The following is a 21,456-nucleotide window of genomic DNA, read 5'->3' on the forward strand; positions in this document are numbered from 1 at the left end:
AAAAGTACGATTTTAGTGGGGTTACAGTTCGCTGTAACCCTATATTAATAAGAACTACCCGCACCGCTACATAAGCACTTTAGATGATAAAAAATAGAAAACGTTTCCTTACGGTATTTTCAAGTCTTGTTTTGTCTCTGCCCTTGATGGCGCAAGAACAAGAAAAAGATTCTGTTGTAGTTGCTCAGAATCCAACAGATGAAATTGTCGTGGATACTTTAGCGATGGATTTAAAGGGTCTTGAGCAGATGGAGCAAATGGCTCTGGATAGTACTGCAATTAATGATAGCCCTATTGTCCTTAAAAAAGATAGTCTAGACTTGACTGTTAAACTTAAAGATTTACCCGAGGCCGCCAAGTATGATAGCCTTTGGATGAAAGAGCTTTACGCGAACGCATCACTATCCGATGAAATGTTTCGTGAGATTGAAAAATTAGATTACGATAAGACCTACCCTACTTCCCTTCCTACGGATACCCTAAAGGCCCGTTTGGAAAGGTTGAACCAAAAAACACCTTTCAACATAGCTTACAATCCTTCATTGGAGAACGTCATAAAATCGTTTCTTTTTAGAAAGAGAGATCTTATGGAGCGTATGTTGACAACAAGCCAATTCTATTTTCCAATGTTTGAGCAGGAATTGGACAACCATGACATTCCTTTAGAAATGAAATATCTTTCTATTGTAGAATCGGCATTGAATCCACGTGCTAGATCACATGTTGGTGCAACCGGTCTTTGGCAGTTTATGTACCCTACAGGAAAGCAATACAAGCTTGACGTAAGTAGCTATGTAGATGAACGTAGTGATCCATTAAAATCTACTGTGGCTGCTTGTCAGTTCTTAGCTAAACTTTATGATATTTATGGCGATTGGGATTTGGCACTTGCTGCCTATAATTCTGGTCCAGGTAATGTAAACAAGGCTATAAGAAGGTCTGGTGGTTATAAAAACTATTGGAATATTCGCCGGTATTTACCTAGAGAAACGGCAGGTTATGTTCCTGCATTTTTGGCTACGATGTATCTTTTTGAATATGCCGAGGAGCATGGCTTAAGAGGAAAAAAAATAGAGAGACCTTATTTTGAAACCGACACTGTACACGTTAAAGGCCTGATAACATTTGATCAGGTTTCTGAGCTTACCGGTGTTAGTAAAGAAGAATTAAAGGTTCTAAACCCATCTTATAAGCTTTATGTAATTCCTTTTATAGAAGGTAAGAATAATGCTTTGCGTCTACCAAAACATGCTGTTGGAAGTTTTGTTAATAATGAAGGAGCCATCTATGACCATGTTAAGAAAGAAATAGAAAGTAAGGAAGGTCCTCTACCGCAATTGGTAAAAGAGTCTGAGAAGAATAGAATTAGATACAAAGTACGTAATGGAGACTTCCTTGGTAAAATTGCCGGGCGTTATGGGGTTCGGGTAAGCCAAATTAAACAATGGAATGGTTTACGAAGTAACAACTTAAGAATTGGACAGCGTCTTACTATTTTTCCTAGAAAAACTCCTGGGGCGGCCGTTGCTTCATCAAGTTCATCAACTCCTTCAAAAAACTTTGCACCGGGTACAAAGACCCACACAGTGCGCAGTGGAGACTCCCTTTGGACCATCTCAAAAAAATATCCTGGAATTTCTGTAGATAATTTGCGAAAATGGAACGGTATTAGTGGTAAGAATCTAAAACCGGGCACAAAATTAAAATTGTGCGAATGCTCATCGTAAATCAAAACCAAAATGAAACAAGCTGGAACACTAATTTTACTCTTTTCCCTAGCGCTTTTATCCTGTAATGACTCTAAGAAGACTACCTACCTACCCTCTTCTATTGGAGCAATTAATTCTGTAGTCGTGATTATTGACAATGAGCTTTGGAACGGCAGCGTTGGTGATAGTCTTAGAAGTCATTTTGCTTCTCCTGTGGTAGGTATGCCCATGGATGAGCCTTTGTTTACCATGGAACAATTGGCACCTAAGTTTTTTACGGGTACTATTAGAAATACAAGGTCTATTCTATATGTTGAGCAAGACTCTTTAAATCTTGCACATATTAAAAGTGATATGTACGCTACGCCGCAGCGTGTTGGTGTTATTAAGGGTACTACTAAAGAGGAGCTTATTGAAAACATAGATGCGAAAGCAGACGAGATTATTGCTTCTTTTAAAGACATGGAGATTGAAGCGGTTCAAAAACGTTTTAATCGTTCATTGAATAAAGAAACTGTATTACAGGAGAAATTTGGTATTTCCTTGAAAGTGCCTTCTATTTATAATGTAAGCAAGCAAGAAGACAATTTTGTGTGGATTGATCGTGAAATTCAGAAAGGTACCGCCAATATTGTCGTTTATCAGATGCCTGAGAATAGTTTTAATAATGATTCTACTTTGGTTAAAGATATCGTGGCAATGCGCGATTCTATAGGCGCTAAATACATTCCTGGTCCAGATGTTACTGGTAAGATAACCCATATGCATACAGAGCCTGCATTTGCGCCGTATGTTTATCCTGTGGAAATTGCCGGTTTAAAGGGTGTTGAGGTTAGAGGTCTTTGGGATATTAAAAACTATCCAATGGCAGGACCTTTCCTTACGTATATATTGAATGATAATGAACATAATAGAAAGTTAGTTTTAGAAGGTTTTGTTTTTGCACCTGCAACTCAAAAGCGAGATGACCTTTTTCAATTAGAGGCAATAATGAAAACATTACAATTAGATACACCTGTGGTTAAGAAATAAACCACTTTAATTTTATATTAAAAACGCCCATCTCATAAAGATGGGCGTTTTTTAGTTTTAGCTACTTTCTAAATTACGCAAATTTAAGGCCTGTAGTTGTTTTTCGTACGAAGGCTTCTATATTACTATACGAAGCAAGGCAAGTCCAAGAGAAAGGTTTAAAACACTTCTAGTGCTAGATTAAGGAGCTACATCTGAGCACATTCATATAAGACTGTTCATGAATTAATGATTCCCTTATTAAATTGCTGCTAATTTTGGTGTACGATTCCCGTCTGATAGACTGTTTTATAATTTCTTTATATCATTAGGAATATTCTTTCTCTCGGGGTGATATTATAATTTGGGTAATAGTACTGTTGGTTGGTTTCTGATAGTCTATTACTATCTCATAAGTGAAACACGGACCTATTAAAAAGAAATGAAATAGCGAACTGTTTATTTATAGCTTAGACACAAAAAAACCGCTGCGATTAAGGCAGCGGTTTTTAGATATGGGGTTTATATATTCTACATGTTTAGTATAATAAATTCTGACCTTCTGTTTAGCAAGTGGTCTGCTTCTGAACAAGGAGATGAGCCATTACAATCATTAAGCAATCTATTTTCTCCGTAACCGGTAGCGCTTTCTATACGGTTGGCATCAATTCCTTGAGATATAATATAGTCTCTTGTAGATTTAGCCCTTTTGTCTGACAAGTACTCGTTGTAAGATTTGGTTCCACGTGAATCCGTATGCGATTCTACTTTGATAACTATCGTCGGGAATTCTTTCATTACACTAACTAACTTATCCAATTCCTTGGCGGCATCAGGTCTAATAGATGCTTTATCAAAGTTAAAGTAAATCATTTCAGTCTTAATTTTCTTAATGCCATCTTCAATAGCGATCATTTCTTCAAGACGCTTCATGGCAATATCAACTTTTACTGTATCATTTACTGTAGTGGTTACTAATCTTTCGTTGTCAATAAATTTAGGTTCAACAGTTTTTAAAGTGTATTGAGTAGAATCGTTTAAGTCTTCGAAAATAAAGCTTCCGTCATCTTCGGTTGACATTTCTTTAAGCTTGATTCCGTTTTCGTCTAAAAGCTGTACTAATGCTTGTGGCATTATATCTCCAGTGACCATTTCGGTCACTACACCAGCAATAGCATTATTGTTTTCAGGAACTTCTTCTAAAATCAATCTTTTGAAAGAGTAGATATCATCATCGCCCTTACCACCTTCTCTATTAGAAGCAAAATAACCTTGTTGGTTTTCTTCGTTTACGATATATGAAAAGTCGTCCTTATTACTGTTAACAGGTTGACCCAAATTCTTAACCTCTGCAAATCCTTCTTCTGCATCAAAAGCACTCTCATAAACATCCAGACCACCTAGACCGGTGAATCCATCAGAAGAGAAATACATTTTAGTTCCGTTAAAGAACGGGAACATTTCGCGTTGTTCTGTGTTTATTGTTGGCCCTAAGTTTCTAGGTTCTGTGAAACTACCGTCTTCCGTAACATCAACTACAAAAATATCTGTCTTACCTAAACTACCTGGCATATCGGAAACAAAATATAGTTGTTTTCCATCAGGGCTTAATGCTGGATGACCGGTAGAATAATCGTCACTATTAAAAGATACTTCTACAGCTTCCGTCCACTCATTATCTACTTTGGTAGATTTATAAATTTTAAGATGGTTTATACCTTTGTCATCTCTCTTTAATTTTTTGCCGTAATTGTTACGTGTAAAATACATGGTGCTATTATCCGGAGAAAAAGTTACCGAAGCTTCATGATATTTTGTGTTTATTTTTTTAGAAAATTTAAGTGCATTTTTAAGGTCGTTAGATTCTTCGTTTACTTTTGCAACATATAAATCTAGGTAAGGTTGATCATTCCATTTATACCTTCTGGTATTAAAAAATGATGAATCCTTAGCAGATGAAAATACAACTTGATTAGAATCTAAGAACATTGGAGAGAAATCTGAATATTCTGTATTGACCGCTAAGTTTTTGATTTCAAAATCTTTTTTAGAATTCAAGATGTTGTCTAAAGCAGTTTCGTTCTCCTGAACATTATTTGCCAATTCACTAGCAGGCGCATCTTTCATTTTCTTATTATAAAGACGCATAAGGCGTTTTGATCTTGCATATTTTCCCGTACCTTTTAAAGAATGTGCGTACTTAAAAATATTTTCAGATGACATCTCCTTGCCGTAGTTTTCATAAAGTACGTTGTACCATTCGTACGCTTTCTCCATATTGGTGTTAAAGTAATAAGAGTCTGCTGTCTTTTGGATAACATCTTTAGAGCGGTTTTTTCCGCCTTTCTCTAAAGCTTGCTCATAAAGGTCAGCAGCTTCAGTGTACCACATTTTATCAAAGTAGTGATCTGCACGTTGTAAAAGCTTGGTTTTGTCAGCTGTTTCTGCAATGGTATTTATAGGTGCTTTTGTCTCTAGTTCTATTTCTTCTTCAATTTCTGTTTGTAATTCAGTTTCTGTTTCAGGAACAGCATTAGTAACGTTGGCAATAGTAGCTTCCGTTTGTATTTCTTCTAACTTCTTAACCTCCCCTATTTTCTCTAATTCTGATAAATCAGAAGTTTCAGTAACGGCCTCCAATGGTGCAATACCATTTTCAATAGACTCAGCCTCTTCGTTTAAATCAACTTCCTCTCCTCCTATGGCAACACTATTTTCTATTTCAAGAATCCACTTGTCATCTGTATAAGTATCATCTAAGTTGGACGCCCAAGCATCTACGGCTTCAAGGCCAAAAGGATAGTATGCTAGATAAACATAGTTAAGATCATTTTCTGGATTCACAATATATCCTGCCGAATCAAAGCCCTTCTTACGAAGTTTCTTAAGTGTTTTGTTCAGTGTTTTTTCTTTACTGAAAACCCCTGATATTATGTAATAACCATTCTCAGTTCCAGAAAGACCGCTAAAGGTTCTATGTGGAATTTCATGTCTGTCAGCAGCTTCTTCAAAAGTTTCGTTTATGGAGAAGGTTTCTGCAACAACAGGTGTAAAACTTACCGGTTCTGTCTCGGTAGTATTTACAATTTCTTCTGAATCCATATTTTCGAAGTCCTGGGCAAAACTACCATAGGACAGAAGAAAAATAAAGGCGGTTATTAGTTTTTTCATGATTGGGGTGTTTAAAAAATCAATAGATTTTTAAAATTTGGCTTGTGGTTTTTTATAGAAAATAGATGTGTATGAAGGAGTAATAGCGATGTATTATACCTTAATACTATCTTTTGATAACGTAAATTTCGGGTGAAGGTTACGTATCTCCTGCTTTTTGTTGTGAAACCCTAGTTTATAGAAGTGAATGCCTGTTAGGGTGTTGTTTGAATGACGGACTGAAGAATTAATTAATCCTTAGCCAAGAATGAACTGTGTGATAAATCTGACAAATGAAATATACCATAAGGTATTAATATAAAAAACAAAAAACCCCTTGATGTAAATCAAGGGGTTATAGATTATAAAAATCAGGTATAAACCTATTCTTTTTTCTCTTCTAGTGCATCGTCTTCTTTAGATGCATCTTTAAATTCTTTGATACCACTTCCAAGTCCACGCATCAATTCCGGAATCTTTTTTCCTCCGAACAATAAAAGAACCACTAAAACAACGATTCCTATTTGCCATGGGCCAATCGCTAAAAATATTTGTAAACTTGTCATATTTTCATTTTTTGAACAGATTCAAAGATACTAAAAAAGTCACTTGGTTAACCTTAAATGTAAAGTCTTGCAGATTATTTTAACAGAATTTGGCAGGTTTTCTTAAATGTGATGAATGGATTGCCATGGTATTTGGAAGAATCATTAATTTAGAGCAACGGTATAAGAATCCGATTCCATCCTTTATATTTGCTTCATGGCGAAAAAAGTCAAAAAGAGAAAAGAAATTAAACGCAAACTGCTTCACAAGTATCGTTTGGTTATTCTCAATGAATCTACTTTTGAAGAGAAAATCTCTTTTAAATTAAGTCGTCTTAACGTTTTCGTTACCGGCTCACTTTGCATTATTGGCCTAATAGCGCTAACCACTTTACTTATTGCTTTTACCCCGTTACGGGAATATATTCCGGGATACTCAAGTACAAAGCTTAAAAAGCAAGCAACAGATCTTACTTATAAAACGGATTCTTTGGTTGCCTCATTAAATAATACCAACAGGTATTTAGAGAGTATACGCATGGTATTGAGGGGTGATGTTGCTTCTCAGGAAATTAACCTAGATTCACTAAGAGAACAATTTAAGATAGACCCATCTAGTGTAGATTTAACGCCTATTAAGGAAGATTCACTTTTAAGGGCAGAGGTTGCTTTAGAGGATAAGTACAATCTTTTTGAGCGTAGTGCAACTGCATCTGAAATTGAATTATTTCCTCCTTTGAGCGGTGAAATATCCAATAATTATGATGCCGAAAAACGTCATTATGCAGTGGACGTTACTGCGCCTAAGGATACGCCTATTAAAGCAGTTGCCAATGGCACGGTCATTTTTTCCGAATGGACTGCAGATACAGGCTATGTTATTATTCTAGAACATAAAGACGGACTTTTGAGTGTTTATAAACACAATGGTTCGTTGAACAAAAAACAAGGAGAAGTAGTTAGGGCAGGCGAAGTAATTGCATCCGTAGGGAATACGGGTGAATATACAACTGGGCCTCACCTTCACTTTGAATTGTGGAGCAATGGTAATGCCGTTAACCCTTTAGACTACATAGATTTTTAATTGGTGCACTTTAAAACTAATTAACTTTCAAAAGAAAAAAGCGCACTTGCACTTTAACTGATACCTGATTTTTCTATGTCAATAAAATCACTAGGAGCCAAAATATTCGCGAAACGTATTGCCAAACAAACGGCAAAATGGCGAGATAATCCTATAGTTACACAAGAAAAAGTGTTTCGTCAATTACTTGAAAAAGCCAGTGCAACAAAGTTTGGGGTTGACCATGGTTTTGACAACATAAAATCGCACGAAGACTTTGTAAATAAGGTTCCTATACGTGACTACGAGGCTTTAAAACCCTATGTTGAAGAAGTTGTGGCAGGGAAAGAAGATATTCTTTGGCCAGGAAAACCAGTGTATTTTGCAAAAACTTCAGGAACTACTTCTGGTGCAAAGTATATTCCAATTACGGATACCTCTATAAAGCACCAAGTAAATGCTTCAAGGAATGCCATTCTTAATTATATTGATGAAACTGGCAATGCGGATTTTGTTACCGGAAGAATGATTTTTTTACAGGGAAGTCCTGAACTAACGGAAAAAAATGGTGTGAAATTAGGGCGCCTTTCAGGGATATCTGCTCATTATGTACCCAACTATTTGCAAAAAAATCGATTGCCAAGCTGGGAGACCAATTGTATTGACGATTGGGAAACCAAGGTCAATACCATAGTTGATGAGACTATGAATGAGGACATGACCGTTATCGCAGGCATACCTTCTTGGGTACAAATGTATTTTGAGAAGCTTGAAAATAAGTCAGGTAAGAAGGTTGGAGACCTATTCAAAAATTTTCAACTTTTTATCTACGGAGGTGTCAATTATGAACCTTACCGAGCCAAATTTGAAGGATTAATTGGTAGAAAGGTAGATAGTATAGAATTGTTTCCTGCAAGTGAAGGATTCTTTGCTTATCAAGATTCCCAGACAGATAAAGGGATGCTTCTTTTATTGAATTCAGGTATATTTTATGAGTTTGTAAAAGCGGATGAGTTTTTTGAAGAGAATCCAAAGCGCCTAACAATTAAGGATGTAGAGCTTAATGTAAACTATGTAATGATTATTTCTACAGATGCGGGTTTATGGGCATATAATTTAGGAGATACCATTCAGTTTATTTCTTTAAAGCCCTATAAAGTCATTGTTTCCGGTCGTATTAAGCATTTTATTTCCGCTTTTGGAGAGCACGTAATTGCCAAGGAAGTAGAAGAGGCTATGCAATTGGCGGTAAAAGAAACTGGAGCAAGTATAAATGAGTTTACGGTGGCGCCACAGATTACACCAGAAAGTAATCAACTACCCTATCATGAATGGTTGGTAGAGTTTGAAAGGGAACCGTCGGATATGGATAAGTTTGTAGAGCTTCTTGATAATTCACTGCAAAAACAAAACAGTTATTATTTTGATTTGATTGACGGAAAAGTTCTTCAGACATTAAAAGTGACTAGCATTGCAGAAGGTGGGTTTAACGCATATATGAAATCTATTGGCAAATTGGGCGGGCAGAATAAGATACAACGCTTAGCTAATGATCGCAAAGTGGCGGATGGGTTGTCTTCTTTTAGTATGTAGGTTTTAAAAGTTAGATTGGTATAAAAAAAATTAAAAACCCAAATAGAGAATTCATTGATTTACAATAGATTCGTGTAAAGGTTATGAAATATTGTAATTTTGGAGAATATTTAAATAAAAAATTTTATCAACTCAATATGTTAAGTGGCTCTATTTGTCATAGAGCGTTTAAATCATATGTTTTTCTCGTAACCCTTAGCAAGGGGGGTCACTGATGGATTTTAATCAATATTATAAATTCCCAACAGATATTTATGTTATTTAATTCTCAAGAATTTCTAATATTCTTCCCCTGTGTTATTATAGTGTTTTATTTATTACCTAAAAAGTTCAATTGGTTTTGGCTCTTAATCTCCAGCTATTTTTTTTATATGTGCTGGAGTCCTTCTTATGCTATATTAATTTTTACTTCAACAGTAATAACTTATTTAAGTGGTGTTTTAATAGGAAAGGTTAACGAGAGTGAACTAGATTTTGAAAAGGGAAAAAAGAAAAAGAAGGTTTATGTTGCTATTAGCTTAATTTCTAACCTTTCAATACTGTTTTTTTTTAAATATTTTTATTTTATCGATGATAGCCTAGGCGATTTAACAAACCTTCTAGGTCTTACATGGCAAAAGAGCGAATACAATATTTTATTGCCGGTTGGTATCTCGTTCTACACCTTTCAAGCACTTGGTTACACGATTGATGTGTATAGAAATAATCTAAAACCAGAAAAACACTTTGGTATTTATGCTTTGTTTGTTTCATTTTTCCCACAGCTTGTTGCTGGACCTATTGAAAGGTCAACGCATTTGCTGCCACAATTCAGGGAAACTAAAAAAATTAATTGGGAAAGGATAAAGGGAGGGTTACTTCTAATCCTTTGGGGTTTTTTTCAGAAAGTTGTAATTGCAGATCGATTAGCTGTCTTGGTGAATACGGTTTACAATGATCCTACTAATTACGAAGGGGTTCAATTTTTATTAGCCACTGTATTTTTTGCTTTTCAAATACTTTGCGATTTTTCAGGTTATTCCGATATGGCTATTGGGACAGCTCAAGTCTTAGGTTATGACCTAATGAAGAACTTTGACCGCCCTTATTTTTCGAAAAACCTTCGGGAATTCTGGCGAAGGTGGCATATTTCGCTTTCCACGTGGTTTCGGGATTATTTATATTTCCCTTTAGGAGGTAACAAAGTCAATAAAATAAAAGTATATAGAAATATAGCCATTGTTTTTTTGGTAAGTGGTTTGTGGCATGGAGCCAATTGGACTTTTGTTATTTGGGGAGCGCTTCATGGCGTATACTTGATTGTTGAAGAGCTTATTCAACCTATTTCTAATAGACTCTACAATATAACGAAGGTGGATAGAAATAATTTTTCGTTTAAATTTTTTCATTGTGTTAAGACATTTGCTGTAGTCAGTTTTGCTTGGATATTTTTTAGAGCAAATAATGTTGGGGATGCATTTTATATAATTGAGAATCTTTTTGTGCAAAATTGGAGCAAACTATTTGGTACTGAATTATTCTCATTAGGACTAGACAAAGAAGATTTTCATTTGGCAGTAATATCAATATTGATATTACTGCTTGTACATTGGGTCCAGCGAAAAAACAGTGTCAGAAGTTGGGTTAAGAATCAATGGCTACCTTTAAGGTGGTCCGTCTATTTATGTTTTATATTTTATATAATTATTTTTGGTTATTATGGGAGTTCTGAAAAAGCACAATTTATCTATTTTCAGTTTTAGATTTTTAGCAGCGGTTGGAGTTTTATTTCTTATCTGTTTTTGCTTTTTTAAGCTACAAAGAGTATTTATAGAATACGACGATATTAAAAAAAGGTGGAGTTATTTTTATGACCTTCCTGATAACAGTTTAGACGTGCTAATTCTAGGAAATTCCCATGCCTACTCATCTTATGACCCGGATATTATTGATGCCATATGTGGGACAAATAGCTTTGTTATAGCAAGTAACTCCCAAAAGATAGAGCAGGTATATTACAATTTAAAAGAAGCATTACAGTATCAAAGTCCTAAAGTAGCAGTGATACAACTTACCGTGTTAACAGGAGAAAGTTGGAAGACCAAAAAAGGAGAATACCGAGTGTATTCTAATTTAGATGGGATGAGGTATTCAAATAATAAAATACAGGCTGTTATTGCTCAAAGACCTTACGAAGATTGGATCAATTCTATGTTTCCTCTATTTAGAAACCATGATAACTGGAAGAAACCGGAGCTATTAAGTGATAACATGGAAAGACTAGAACTGGATTTTAAAAAAGACTTTAGAGGATTTTCTGCTAGAAAAAGTGAAATGGGTGAAAAAGTTGCTCTGCAATATGAAAAAGAAGACAAGAAAGACTTCTCTAATTTCACAATTAATAATCAGGATATGTACTACCTTCAAAAAATTAAATCACTTGCTGATTTGAATGGATTGAAGGTAGTGTATGTAATGAGTCCAAAATATAGCGATTTACTTAACGACAGTTATTTTAAAAAGAACGAAGTATTTAAAACAAGTCTTTCCAAATTAGGAGATGAATATTTAGATTTTAATATGCTTTCCAAGAAAATTGGTTTAGAAAAAAGAAGTTTTGAAAATGGTTATATAAGCTATCAACATACTAGTTATTTTGGTGCTGTACAGATTAGCAGGTATCTGGGTAATCATTTTAAAAAGAAATATTTTAAGGCGAATCAATTTATCGAGCCTAAAGAATCCTGGTTGGAGAGAATGGCAAAGAAAAAGGAATATTATCTTTATAGTACAGAGGATTTATTTGATAATAGAGCTGTTCTTGATATGGGGCAAGATTTAACATTTTTTGATGATGTTATTGTAGAAAAAATGTTTTTGATAAAACAGGGGCCAGATGTTTATGAACTCGTACTACAATTTCAGGATAATGTCAATTTAAACAAACTTAGTCAATATAGATTTTATGTACACCTAATTCCTGAAAAGTCCAAAAAAAATATAAATGTGGGAAAGAATATTACTAGTTTTGAAAATTATGATTTTACCCCTGGTCCACTTCCTTTTGGTGATGGAAAATTCTATGTTAGCAGAGAAATTAACACAAAAATAAAGAGGGTTAAAAATTTAAATATTGGACTATTCAAATCAGGACTGGTTAGGAGTGAAAAAATAACAGTTTCAGACTTTTTGATAACAAATCAGTAATTTTTCTTTTATTAATTTGATTAGGTTCCAAATTGTAAATTCATCCGAAAAACAGCTGTTTTTTTAAATTTTATCTAATAGATTAATGATAAAGTCAAATTATTTTTTTCATGAAACCGCGATTATAGATGATGGTTGTAATATAGGCGAAGATTCCAAAATATGGCATTTTTCACATATAATGTCTAATTGTATTATTGGAAACAACTGCAACATTGGTCAAAATGTAGTAGTATCACCAGAAGTTGTGCTAGGCAACAATGTCAAGGTCCAGAATAATGTTTCTATTTATACAGGTGTTATCTGTGAGGATGATGTTTTTCTTGGTCCTTCAATGGTTTTTACAAATATTGTCAACCCTAGAAGTGCGATTATTCGTCGTGACAATTATCAAAAAACACTTGTGAAAAAAGGAGCTTCCGTAGGGGCAAATGCGACTATTATTTGTGGTAACACCTTGGGTAAATTTTGTCTAATAGGTGCGGGAGCTGTAGTTACTAAAGAAGTTCCGGATTATGCTCTTCTTGTAGGGAATCCAGGCAAACAAATAGGTTGGGTCGGTGAGTATGGACATCGTTTGGAGTTCAATGAAAAAAATTACGCATTATGTCCAGAAAGTGGTCAAGAGTATGAGCTTAAGGGTGATATTGTTGTGCGTTTAAAATAGTGCTTCCTTCTTTTAACCGGATTAAAGATAAATTACGATTTACAACACTTTTATGCCTTAGATATAATCTTCCTAAATCTTAAAAAGATATTGTATTTCTGAATAATAAATTAGAAGATTCTCTGTCCAAAAAGACGTCTTACCTATTTTATCAGGGGGATCGACGAAATACATGTGATAAAAATGAAAAGAATATATAGTTTCGAAAACTATAAACAGTTTAGATGAAAAATTTCGCACTTATTGGAGCAGCAGGTTATATTGCGCCCAGACATATGAAGGCTATTAAAGCCACGGGCAACCATTTAATCGCTGCTTTTGATAAAGGAGATAGTGTAGGTATAATTGATTCTTATTTTCCTGACACGGATTTTTTCGTAGAATTTGAGCGTTTTGACCGTCATATTGAAAAACTAAAATACGAGACAGATACCTATCTTGATTATGTGAGTATTTGCTCGCCAAATTATCTACATGATGCGCACATTAGGTTTGCGCTACGAAGTGGCGCGGACGCCATTTGTGAAAAACCATTGGTGCTCAATCCGTGGAACGTAGACAAGTTGCAACATGTTGAGGAAAAGACAGGTAAAAAAATATTTAATGTTTTGCAGTTAAGGGTGCACCCTAGTATAATAGCCCTTCGCGAGAAAGTGAAGCAAGCAAAGAAGGATACTAAGTTTGAAGTAGACCTTACGTATTTGACTTCAAGAGGGCATTGGTATCAAACCTCATGGAAAGGTAATGCGGAAAAGTCGGGAGGAATAGCCACAAATATAGGGGTTCACTTTTATGATATGCTATCATGGATTTTTGGTGATGTTCAGGAAAATATAGTACATGTTCATGAAAATGACCATGCTGCTGGCTATTTAGAGTTTGAGCATGCAAGGGTCAAATGGTTTCTCTCAATCAATTCCAAGTACTTGCCAAAAGAAATAAAGGATGCCGGGCAGACTACTTTTAGGTCTATTAAAATTAATGATGAAGAGCTAGAGTTCAGTGGGGGTTTTTCAGACTTACACACTATGGTATACAAGGATATTCTTGTAGGAAAGGGTTACGGGCTTGATGATGCTAGAACAGCAATTAAAATTGTCCATGATATTAGAAACTCAAAACCTATTGGGGTGAAGGGAGATTACCACCCTCTTTTAAAATAGAAAAACCATCACATGAAAATAGTAGCTATAATTGGGGCTAGACCGCAATTTATTAAGCATTTCCCTTTTGAATTGGCATGTAAGGGCAAAGTAGACCTTATAACTGTCCACACTGGGCAGCATTATGATGAGAACATGAGTGAGATATTTTTCACTCAGCTCAATATGAGTCCTCCAAGTTTTACACTACATGTTGGAAGTGGACCTCATGGGGAACAAACGGGTAAAATGATGATTGAAATAGAAAAAATCATAGAAGATACAAAACCTGATGGTGTTGTGGTTTATGGTGATACTAATTCAACTTTGGCTGGCGCATTGGTTGCATCAAAATTACATATACCCTTATTTCATATTGAAGCTGGCTTACGAAGTTTTAATAAAAAAATGCCAGAAGAGGTAAATCGTGTACTTACCGATCATATTTCTGACCTACTATTTGTTCCTAGTGGTATTGCTGTGCAAAACCTTAAAGACGAGGGTGTAGAGAAAGGTGTATATGAGGTAGGTGATATAATGAAGGATTTGGTTCAATACGTTACAGGAAACGACTTGCTAAGAGAACACTCTCCAAAAGAAAAAAACTACTATTACGCCACTATACATAGACCCTATAATACCGATGATAAGGAAAGGTTGACGTACGTTCTAGAAACTCTTGAACAACTTGATAAAAAGGTCATCTTCTCTCTACACCCTAGGACAAAAAACCTAGCTTCTAGTTACGGTTTGAATCTTGAAGATTATATGAATATTAGTTTTATTGAGCCACAGTCTTACTTTTCTAATTTGGCATATCTTCAAAATTCTGAAGGTCTTATAACGGATAGCGGCGGTATGCAGAAAGAAGCATATTGGCTTAAAAGAAAGTGTATAACTATACGCAAAGAAACAGAGTGGAAAGAGACGCTTGTGGACAATGCAAATATTCTTCTTTTTCAAGATTTATCGAAGATTAATGATGAATTAGAGAAGCAACCTCATAGTTACAACATCAACTTATATGGTCAAGGCAGTAGTGCTTCAAAGATGGTTGATAAGATTATTCAGTTTATAAACTAAATAAGATTTTTTTAAAATTCAATAGAGGTAGCTTTAAAATAAGCTAAAGAGCCTCTCTTATGGTTTATTATACATAAAGAATAAGCCTTTATTTGAGTATAACGTTGTTCTCTAGTATTCAGGTGAAGGGTTCATGAAACAGCTATAATAATATATTCTTATAAATAAGCCTCTGTAGAGGTCTTTTTTATTTCTGCTAGTTTCTGCAATATATTATTAAAAAGGCAAGAAAAATCTCATTTGCTACTACTGAAAAAATTATCGTAATTTTGGTTGAAATTTGTTTATGAGCAATACAACTACAACTACGCGCGCTCAAGAATCTACTAGTGCTATTGAGCGACTTTATATAACAATGAGACATTTGTTCAACCGTGGTTTTTATAAACCAACAGGTGTATCAGGTGAATCTTTAAAATTTGCTTTGCTGCAGTTAAGACCAGAAATTTATGGTTCTATTGCTGAAGAAAAGGCAGAACTAAGTGGGTTAATTTATGTTCTAGAGCGTTTGCCAAAAGGAATTGAACAATGTCGATTTATCAACCTGACTTCAGATGAGGGATATAGAGAATCTCATTTTAAGCCAATTGTACCGCCAAAACGTCGTAGAAATTGTTATCGGATAGATGATGAACAGATGAATATCGAGATTACTCGAGGTCGCTCGGATATCTATGACATTCTTACGCACTTAACCTTCCTTTTTATTGAATCTGAGAAAATCTGTAAAAGGGTTTTAATTGAAGATACCGATAGGACCATTAGGGATTGGGCTAAATTGGAAGCTGCAGTTCAAAAAGACGAGTTAACTTTAGCAGAACGGGAAGTGGCCCTTATTCATACAGCTAATATTCTGGGTCGTTCCTTTATAGAAATTTTGGCTATTCACAAACAATTTTCTACTGAAGAACAGCCTGATCGGTTTTTAGAAATTGTGTATTGGTTGGGTAAACTAGCTATAGAAGAAGAGATTACAGGCGAGAAAAGAGTAATTACTTTTAGTGCATTACTAAGAGAGCGTCTGGGGCATCATATTCATGGTGAACGATGGGCTAATATTATAAAAGAAACGTTACAGAGAAACGATTTACTGCACAGGCCAATTCACATTATTAGTGCTAATATGCACAGTGTAATGAACTCACTATTTGCTAAGAATGCACTAAAAAAGGAGTTTTCGAATAAAGAGTCTTTAAAAATTTATGAGGCTTTAAGCTCATCTTCGAATGAAGAATTACGTTCAAAAGTAACTAAGGTTGCCACTAAGAATGGAATGATAGCAATTGATGATCTTTCAGGAACGAATATTGACGTACAATTATTTGATACTGCCAAAATGGGTTCAGATGTTTGTTGTTATGAATTGCCTAAAGGTCTAGCGGATAAAGATAAGCCAGTAATTTTTGTTATGGATTACGCTTTTGGTGAACAAGCGTATGAAACTATAGATGAACTATTGAAACCATATAAAGGAACGGGAGATGAATCTATTTTTCTAGATGTAGCCTCCATTTCTATTATGGGAAAAGCAGGTATACTAGAAGGTGGTAAAGGGGACTTGATGATACCTTCTGCACATATTTTTGAAGGTACCGCAGATAATTATCCGTTCAAGAATGAATTGTGCGCGCAAGATTTTGAAGGGCACGGATTAAAAGTGTTTGAAGGCACTATGGTTACTGTTTTAGGGACATCGTTGCAAAATAAAGACGTATTGAAATTCTTTCACCAATCTACTTGGAATGTGGTAGGTCTTGAGATGGAGGGCGTTCACTATCAAAAAGCAGTACAATCTGCTTCTAAGATACGTAAGAGTGTTAGAGAAGATATAAAAGTAAGGTATGCATATTATGCCTCTGATAATCCATTAGAAACTGGCAGCACTTTGGCTTCAGGTGGTTTAGGTACAACAGGAGTAAAGCCAACATATTTGATTACTGAGAAAATATTAGAACAAATTTTTAATTCATAATTTAATGTCTGACAATAAGCCAACTAACGCCAATACCTCAGATGAAATTGATTTGGGGCAGTTGTTCAAAATGATATCGAAGGGGATAAATCGTTTGGGAATAGCTTTCTTAGGTGTATTTGTATATCTGAAAAAAAATATTTTTATACTGGTAGGTCTTATTATTATTGGTATAGTTATTAGTTTTATTTTGAGCTCTCTGAGTAATAAAAAGCTAAAGGCAGAAACCATTGTTCGACCTAATTTTGACAGCACAGAATATATATATGCTGCTATTAGTGAGATTCAATCCAATGTTTCTAGCAAAGACACTACCTTTTTTAAAGACGTTGGTATTTCAATAGAAGATTTGAAAGGATTTCGGATTGAAATTCAACCGATTACTGATCCAGAGGAAACAAAAGAGGAGACAGAGCAGGAATTACAATATTTAAAATTGTTGGAAAATTTTAAGGAGGAAAGCTTTGTGGTTGATATTGTGCGATCGGAACTTACCAAGAAAAGCATAATAGCGCACCGAATAACATTTACATATATTGATGCCAATAAGGGCAATGCCATAGCTAAAAAACTACTCAACTACATTAACAATAATGAGTATTTTGATAAGATTATTAAGACCACAAGGGAAAATGCCCAAATGCGAATAGATAAGAATACCTTGCTTATATCTCAAATAGACAACCTGATTGATAATTATACAAAAACCCTTGTAAACGACACCGCAGAGAGAGCTCAGGGTTCTGTATACATGGAAAATGAAAGCGCTCTTAATATTGGAAGTTTATTAACCTTAAAAAATAGGTTTCTTAAAGAAATTGAAGAAAAAAAATCAGAGCTTACAGATCAGACCGAAATCCTTAGTGTGATTAATATGGGGAAAACCCAAGTGTACAAGAAGCCCTTTTTCAATAATAAGTTTTTCTTGATACCCACGGCTTTAGTAATTTTATTCTTTGTAGTATCTTTTACACGCTATCTAAATAGAAAAGCTAAAGAATTACAATTATAGAATTTTAAAAATGTTCAAAAGAAAAATTCTTATTACAGGTGGAGCTGGTTTCATAGGGAGTAATTTTATACCCTTTTTCTTAAAGCAACATCCTGATATTGATATCATTAATCTTGATAAGTTAACTTACGCTGGCAATCTTCATCACCTTAAAGAGGTAGAAAATAATAATCGGTATAAGTTTATCCAAGGTGATATATGTGATGTTGATTTGGTGAATTCCACTTTTGCTGATTATCAGATTACAGATGTAATTCACTTTGCCGCGGAATCTCATGTAGACAATTCGATTGATGGTCCAGAGGCATTTGTTAAAACCAATATTAACGGTACGTTTACGTTAATTGAAGCAGCAAGAAAACATTGGCTTATTGAAGCAAATAATCCAAAACAAGGATACGAAACATCTCGCTTTCATCATATTTCAACTGATGAGGTTTATGGTAGTCTTGGTGAATCCGGTTTTTTTGACGAAAACAGCACCTACGCCCCAAATAGTCCTTATAGCGCCTCAAAAGCGGCCTCCGATTTCTTGGTTAGAAGCTATTTTCATACGTATGGCTTAGATGTAGTAACAAGTAATTGTTCTAATAATTATGGACCTAAGCAGCATGATGAAAAGCTTATTCCAACCATCATAAGAAAGGCATTAGCAGGAGAAGAGATTCCTATTTATGGAGATGGAAAAAATATTAGGGATTGGCTTTATGTGTTGGATCACTGTACAGGCATAGATGTTGCTTTTACCAAGGGTAGAGGTGGTGAAACCTATGTTATAGGTGGGGACAATGAGCATAATAATATTTCAATTGCTAAAACAATATGTGCTATTTTAGATAAGGTACATCCTAAAGAAAGCGGTAGTTATACGGAGCAAATTACGTTTGTAAATGATCGTTTAGGGCATGATTTTAGATATGCCATAGATGCACATAAGATAAAAACCGAATTGGGATGGGAACCACAGTTCAATTTTGATTCGGGATTGAAGAAAACCATCTCATCGTATATTAGCAAATATCAGAATAGTTAAAACATGAAGGGAATCATCTTAGCCGGAGGGTCAGGAACTCGCTTACATCCGCTTACTTTGGCTGTTAGCAAGCAACTTATGCCTATTTATGATAAGCCTATGATTTATTATCCTCTGGCAACACTTTTGTCCGCCGGTATAAGAGAAATATTAATAATCACTACCCCACAGGATATTCCTCTTTTTAAAAAATTATTAGGAGATGGTACTCAATTGGGCTGTAGTTTTCAATATGCAGTTCAACAAAATCCGAATGGATTGGCCGAAGCTTTTATTATTGGTGAAACTTTTATTGGAAAGGATAAAGTTGCGCTGATTCTAGGCGATAATATATTTTATGGCTCCGGTTTAGCAAAACTCCTTCAAGCCAACAATAATCCTGATGGTGGTATTATTTACGGATACCACGTACAAGATCCTAAACGCTATGGTGTGGTAGAATTTGATGAAGATGGAAAAGCAATTTCAATTGAAGAAAAACCACGGAACCCAAAATCCAATTATGCGGTTCCTGGTATATATTTTTATGATAATCAAGTGGTAGAGATTGCAAAAAAAATCAAACCAAGCCCTAGGGGAGAACTTGAAATCACCGATATCAATAAAGTGTATTTGGAAGAGAAAAAACTGACCGTAAGTATTTTAGACCGAGGTACCGCTTGGCTTGATACGGGCACTTTCAGTTCCCTCATGCAAGCTTCGCAATTTGTTGAGGTTATAGAAGAACGCCAAGGGTTGAAAGTGGGGTCTATTGAAGAAGTTGCATATACCATGGGGTATATTTCACACGAACAACTACATAATTTAGCAAAACCTCTTGTAAAGAGCGGTTATGGAAACTATCTATTAGGGCTGTAATTAGCTGAAAATAATAATATGAGAATAACAGAAACAAACCTAAGTGGTTGTTTTATAATGGAACCAACGCTTTTTAAAGACGAAAGAGGCGTTTTTTTTGAGTCATATCAACAGAAAAAGTTTGAAGAAGCAATTGGAAAAAAGGTAAATTTTGTTCAAGATAATATTTCAGTATCGAGCAAGGGGGTGCTTCGTGGACTCCACCTTCAGACAGGCGTTCATGCGCAAGCTAAATTGGTGCAGGTAGTTCACGGGGAAGTTCTTGATGTTATAGTAGATTTAAGACCAGATAGTCCAACTTTTGGTGAACATTATAAACTTAAATTATCTAGTAAAAACAGAACTTTAATTTTTATACCAAAAGGTATGGCACATGGTTTTGTTACTTTGAGCCAAGAAGCCACATTTATGTATAAATGTGATGCTTTTTACAATTCGGCTTCCGAAAGCGGAGTAATTTACAACGATAAAGACTTAAAAATAGATTGGCAGTACCCAATTAAAACTCCTATTGTTTCTGAAAAAGATATTCTACTTCCTACATTTAAAGAGTTTTTCAAATGAAATCCGTACTCGTCACAGGTGCCAATGGTCAATTCGGTAAAAGCATTGAGAAGATAGCTGTCAATTATCCTCAATTAAATTTTGTTTTTGCTACTTCAAGCGAGTTGGATATTACGAGTATTGAATCGATTGAAAAAAAACTTTTTAACGAGTCGTTCAGCTACCTTATTAACTGTGCCGCTTATACTGATGTTGAAAACTCTGAAAAAGAGCCAGAAAAGGCATATAAGGTGAATGCTGATGGTGTAAAGAACTTGGCTTTAATTTGTAAAAAGCAGCATACTGTATTAATTCATGTTTCAACGGATTATGTTTTTGATGGGGAGAAAGGGGCTCCATATCTGGTGACCGATGTAACCAACCCAATAAATGTCTACGGAGCATCAAAACTAAAAGGTGAACAACATATAGAATATCTGATGGACTCTTATTTTATTGTGAGGACTTCTTGGCTCTATTCTGAATTTGGAAAAAACTTTTATAAAACCATTTTTCAAAAGGCTAAAGAAGGAGCTAATTTAAGCGTAATTGATGACCAGATAGGTAGTCCTACACATGCGGGAAATCTAGCAGAATACATTTTGAACTTAATAATTGATCAAAGTAAATCATACGGAATTCATCATTTTACAGATGGGGAAATTCTAAGTTGGTACGGTTTTGCTGAAAAAATATTGAAGGAAAACGGACTAGCAGACAAGGTGCAACTTGAGAAAGCAAAGAATTATCGTACTTTTGCTAGAAGGCCTAAATATAGCGTTTTGGAAAAGCATATTTAGACACAGAGGTTTTGTCAAGATTCTTAACAGATAGTAAGTATTTCAAATACATTAGATTCCGTAAACATTGTATAAAAACTTTACAGCTC

At 34.9% G+C, this 21,456-nt stretch carries 17 protein-coding genes; 15 read left to right on the plus strand and 2 right to left on the minus strand.

From position 1 onward, the window contains the following. Nucleotides 1-83 precede the first annotated feature (83 nt). Both HW347_RS03525 and HW347_RS03530 read left to right on the plus strand, forming a co-directional pair. Nucleotides 84-1,727, plus strand: a complete 1,644-nt coding sequence (locus HW347_RS03525) for a lytic transglycosylase domain-containing protein (RefSeq protein WP_214610550.1) — start codon at nt 84-86, stop codon at nt 1,725-1,727. Nucleotides 1,728-1,739: 12 nt separating this feature from the next. Next, nucleotides 1,740-2,741, plus strand: a complete 1,002-nt coding sequence (locus HW347_RS03530; protein ID WP_214610551.1) for a DUF4837 family protein — start codon at nt 1,740-1,742, stop codon at nt 2,739-2,741. A gap of 510 nt (nt 2,742-3,251) precedes the next feature. Here HW347_RS03530 and HW347_RS03535 read toward each other — a convergent pair. Beyond that, entirely contained in the window at nt 3,252-5,891 is a 2,640-nt protein-coding gene (locus HW347_RS03535; protein ID WP_225901798.1) for an OmpA family protein, read from the minus strand. A gap of 362 nt (nt 5,892-6,253) precedes the next feature. Beyond that, nucleotides 6,254-6,436, minus strand: coding sequence for a twin-arginine translocase TatA/TatE family subunit (gene tatA / locus HW347_RS03540; RefSeq protein WP_155595309.1), 183 nt, complete (start codon nt 6,434-6,436; stop codon nt 6,254-6,256). A 196-nt stretch (nt 6,437-6,632) separates the two neighbouring features. On the opposite strand from tatA, the gene HW347_RS03545 reads away from it, so the two are divergent. The 13 genes from HW347_RS03545 to rfbD all read left to right on the plus strand — a co-directional run bounded on the left by HW347_RS03545 (nt 6,633) and on the right by rfbD (nt 21,367). Next, the gene (locus HW347_RS03545) at nt 6,633-7,499 is read left to right on the plus strand and encodes a M23 family metallopeptidase (RefSeq protein ID WP_194533136.1); all 867 of its coding nucleotides are present in this window, start codon (nt 6,633-6,635) and stop codon (nt 7,497-7,499) included. Between the two features lie 75 nt (nt 7,500-7,574). Beyond that, a complete protein-coding gene (locus tag HW347_RS03550) occupies nt 7,575-9,071 on the plus strand; it encodes a GH3 family domain-containing protein (protein WP_214610552.1) in 1,497 nt (498 codons plus the stop codon). A gap of 371 nt (nt 9,072-9,442) precedes the next feature. Continuing rightward, nucleotides 9,443-10,813: an MBOAT family O-acyltransferase gene (locus HW347_RS03555; RefSeq protein WP_214610553.1), complete on the plus strand. Its 1,371-nt coding sequence runs from the start codon at nt 9,443-9,445 to the stop codon at nt 10,811-10,813. Next, nucleotides 10,770-12,257: a hypothetical protein gene (locus HW347_RS03560; protein ID WP_214610554.1), complete on the plus strand. Its 1,488-nt coding sequence runs from the start codon at nt 10,770-10,772 to the stop codon at nt 12,255-12,257. The genes HW347_RS03555 and HW347_RS03560 overlap by 44 nt, the downstream gene beginning before the upstream one ends. An 85-nt stretch (nt 12,258-12,342) precedes the next feature. After that, a complete protein-coding gene (locus tag HW347_RS03565; RefSeq protein WP_214610555.1) occupies nt 12,343-12,924 on the plus strand; it encodes an acyltransferase in 582 nt (193 codons plus the stop codon). Nucleotides 12,925-13,148: 224 nt separating this feature from the next. After that, nucleotides 13,149-14,087: a Gfo/Idh/MocA family protein gene (locus HW347_RS03570; RefSeq protein ID WP_214610556.1), complete on the plus strand. Its 939-nt coding sequence runs from the start codon at nt 13,149-13,151 to the stop codon at nt 14,085-14,087. Between the two features lie 12 nt (nt 14,088-14,099). Then, nucleotides 14,100-15,149, plus strand: a complete 1,050-nt coding sequence (gene wecB / locus HW347_RS03575) for a non-hydrolyzing UDP-N-acetylglucosamine 2-epimerase (RefSeq protein WP_214610557.1) — start codon at nt 14,100-14,102, stop codon at nt 15,147-15,149. 286 nt (nt 15,150-15,435) lie between these two features. Continuing rightward, on the plus strand, nt 15,436-17,121 hold the full coding sequence (locus tag HW347_RS03580; RefSeq protein WP_214610558.1) for a DUF6909 family protein: 1,686 nt from the start codon (nt 15,436-15,438) through the stop codon (nt 17,119-17,121). Nucleotides 17,122-17,125: 4 nt separating this feature from the next. Then, entirely contained in the window at nt 17,126-18,133 is a 1,008-nt protein-coding gene (locus HW347_RS03585; RefSeq protein WP_214610559.1) for a hypothetical protein, read from the plus strand. A 10-nt stretch (nt 18,134-18,143) separates the two neighbouring features. Next, on the plus strand, nt 18,144-19,166 hold the full coding sequence (rfbB, locus tag HW347_RS03590) for a dTDP-glucose 4,6-dehydratase (RefSeq protein ID WP_214610560.1): 1,023 nt from the start codon (nt 18,144-18,146) through the stop codon (nt 19,164-19,166). 3 nt (nt 19,167-19,169) lie between these two features. Continuing rightward, nucleotides 19,170-20,024, plus strand: coding sequence for a glucose-1-phosphate thymidylyltransferase RfbA (gene rfbA / locus HW347_RS03595; RefSeq protein ID WP_214610561.1), 855 nt, complete (start codon nt 19,170-19,172; stop codon nt 20,022-20,024). A gap of 18 nt (nt 20,025-20,042) precedes the next feature. After that, on the plus strand, nt 20,043-20,588 hold the full coding sequence (gene rfbC, locus HW347_RS03600; RefSeq protein ID WP_214610562.1) for a dTDP-4-dehydrorhamnose 3,5-epimerase: 546 nt from the start codon (nt 20,043-20,045) through the stop codon (nt 20,586-20,588). Then, nucleotides 20,585-21,367, plus strand: coding sequence for a dTDP-4-dehydrorhamnose reductase (rfbD, locus tag HW347_RS03605; RefSeq protein WP_214610563.1), 783 nt, complete (start codon nt 20,585-20,587; stop codon nt 21,365-21,367). Before rfbC ends, rfbD begins: the two co-directional genes overlap by 4 nt. The last annotated feature ends 89 nt before the right edge of the window (nt 21,368-21,456 follow it).

Source organism: Zobellia barbeyronii, assembly GCF_018603515.1.
GTDB classification, from domain to species: Bacteria; Bacteroidota; Bacteroidia; order Flavobacteriales; family Flavobacteriaceae; genus Zobellia; species Zobellia barbeyronii.

Coding starts and splice junctions, on each gene's coding strand:
- rfbC (WP_214610562.1), top strand. CDS start 20,043: ATGAGAATAACAGAAACAAACCTAAGTGGTTGTTTTATAATGGAACCA.
- rfbD (WP_214610563.1), top strand. CDS start 20,585: ATGAAATCCGTACTCGTCACAGGTGCCAATGGTCAATTCGGTAAAAGC.
- HW347_RS03560 (WP_214610554.1), top strand. CDS start 10,770: ATGGGAGTTCTGAAAAAGCACAATTTATCTATTTTCAGTTTTAGATTT.
- HW347_RS03570 (WP_214610556.1), top strand. CDS start 13,149: ATGAAAAATTTCGCACTTATTGGAGCAGCAGGTTATATTGCGCCCAGA.
- HW347_RS03580 (WP_214610558.1), top strand. CDS start 15,436: ATGAGCAATACAACTACAACTACGCGCGCTCAAGAATCTACTAGTGCT.
- HW347_RS03550 (WP_214610552.1), top strand. CDS start 7,575: ATGTCAATAAAATCACTAGGAGCCAAAATATTCGCGAAACGTATTGCC.
- HW347_RS03525 (WP_214610550.1), top strand. CDS start 84: ATGATAAAAAATAGAAAACGTTTCCTTACGGTATTTTCAAGTCTTGTT.
- HW347_RS03555 (WP_214610553.1), top strand. CDS start 9,443: ATGTGCTGGAGTCCTTCTTATGCTATATTAATTTTTACTTCAACAGTA.
- HW347_RS03565 (WP_214610555.1), top strand. CDS start 12,343: ATGATAAAGTCAAATTATTTTTTTCATGAAACCGCGATTATAGATGAT.
- tatA (WP_155595309.1), bottom strand. CDS start 6,436: ATGACAAGTTTACAAATATTTTTAGCGATTGGCCCATGGCAAATAGGA.
- rfbB (WP_214610560.1), top strand. CDS start 18,144: ATGTTCAAAAGAAAAATTCTTATTACAGGTGGAGCTGGTTTCATAGGG.
- wecB (WP_214610557.1), top strand. CDS start 14,100: ATGAAAATAGTAGCTATAATTGGGGCTAGACCGCAATTTATTAAGCAT.
- rfbA (WP_214610561.1), top strand. CDS start 19,170: ATGAAGGGAATCATCTTAGCCGGAGGGTCAGGAACTCGCTTACATCCG.
- HW347_RS03585 (WP_214610559.1), top strand. CDS start 17,126: ATGTCTGACAATAAGCCAACTAACGCCAATACCTCAGATGAAATTGAT.
- HW347_RS03545 (WP_194533136.1), top strand. CDS start 6,633: ATGGCGAAAAAAGTCAAAAAGAGAAAAGAAATTAAACGCAAACTGCTT.
- HW347_RS03530 (WP_214610551.1), top strand. CDS start 1,740: ATGAAACAAGCTGGAACACTAATTTTACTCTTTTCCCTAGCGCTTTTA.
- HW347_RS03535 (WP_225901798.1), bottom strand. CDS start 5,891: ATGAAAAAACTAATAACCGCCTTTATTTTTCTTCTGTCCTATGGTAGT.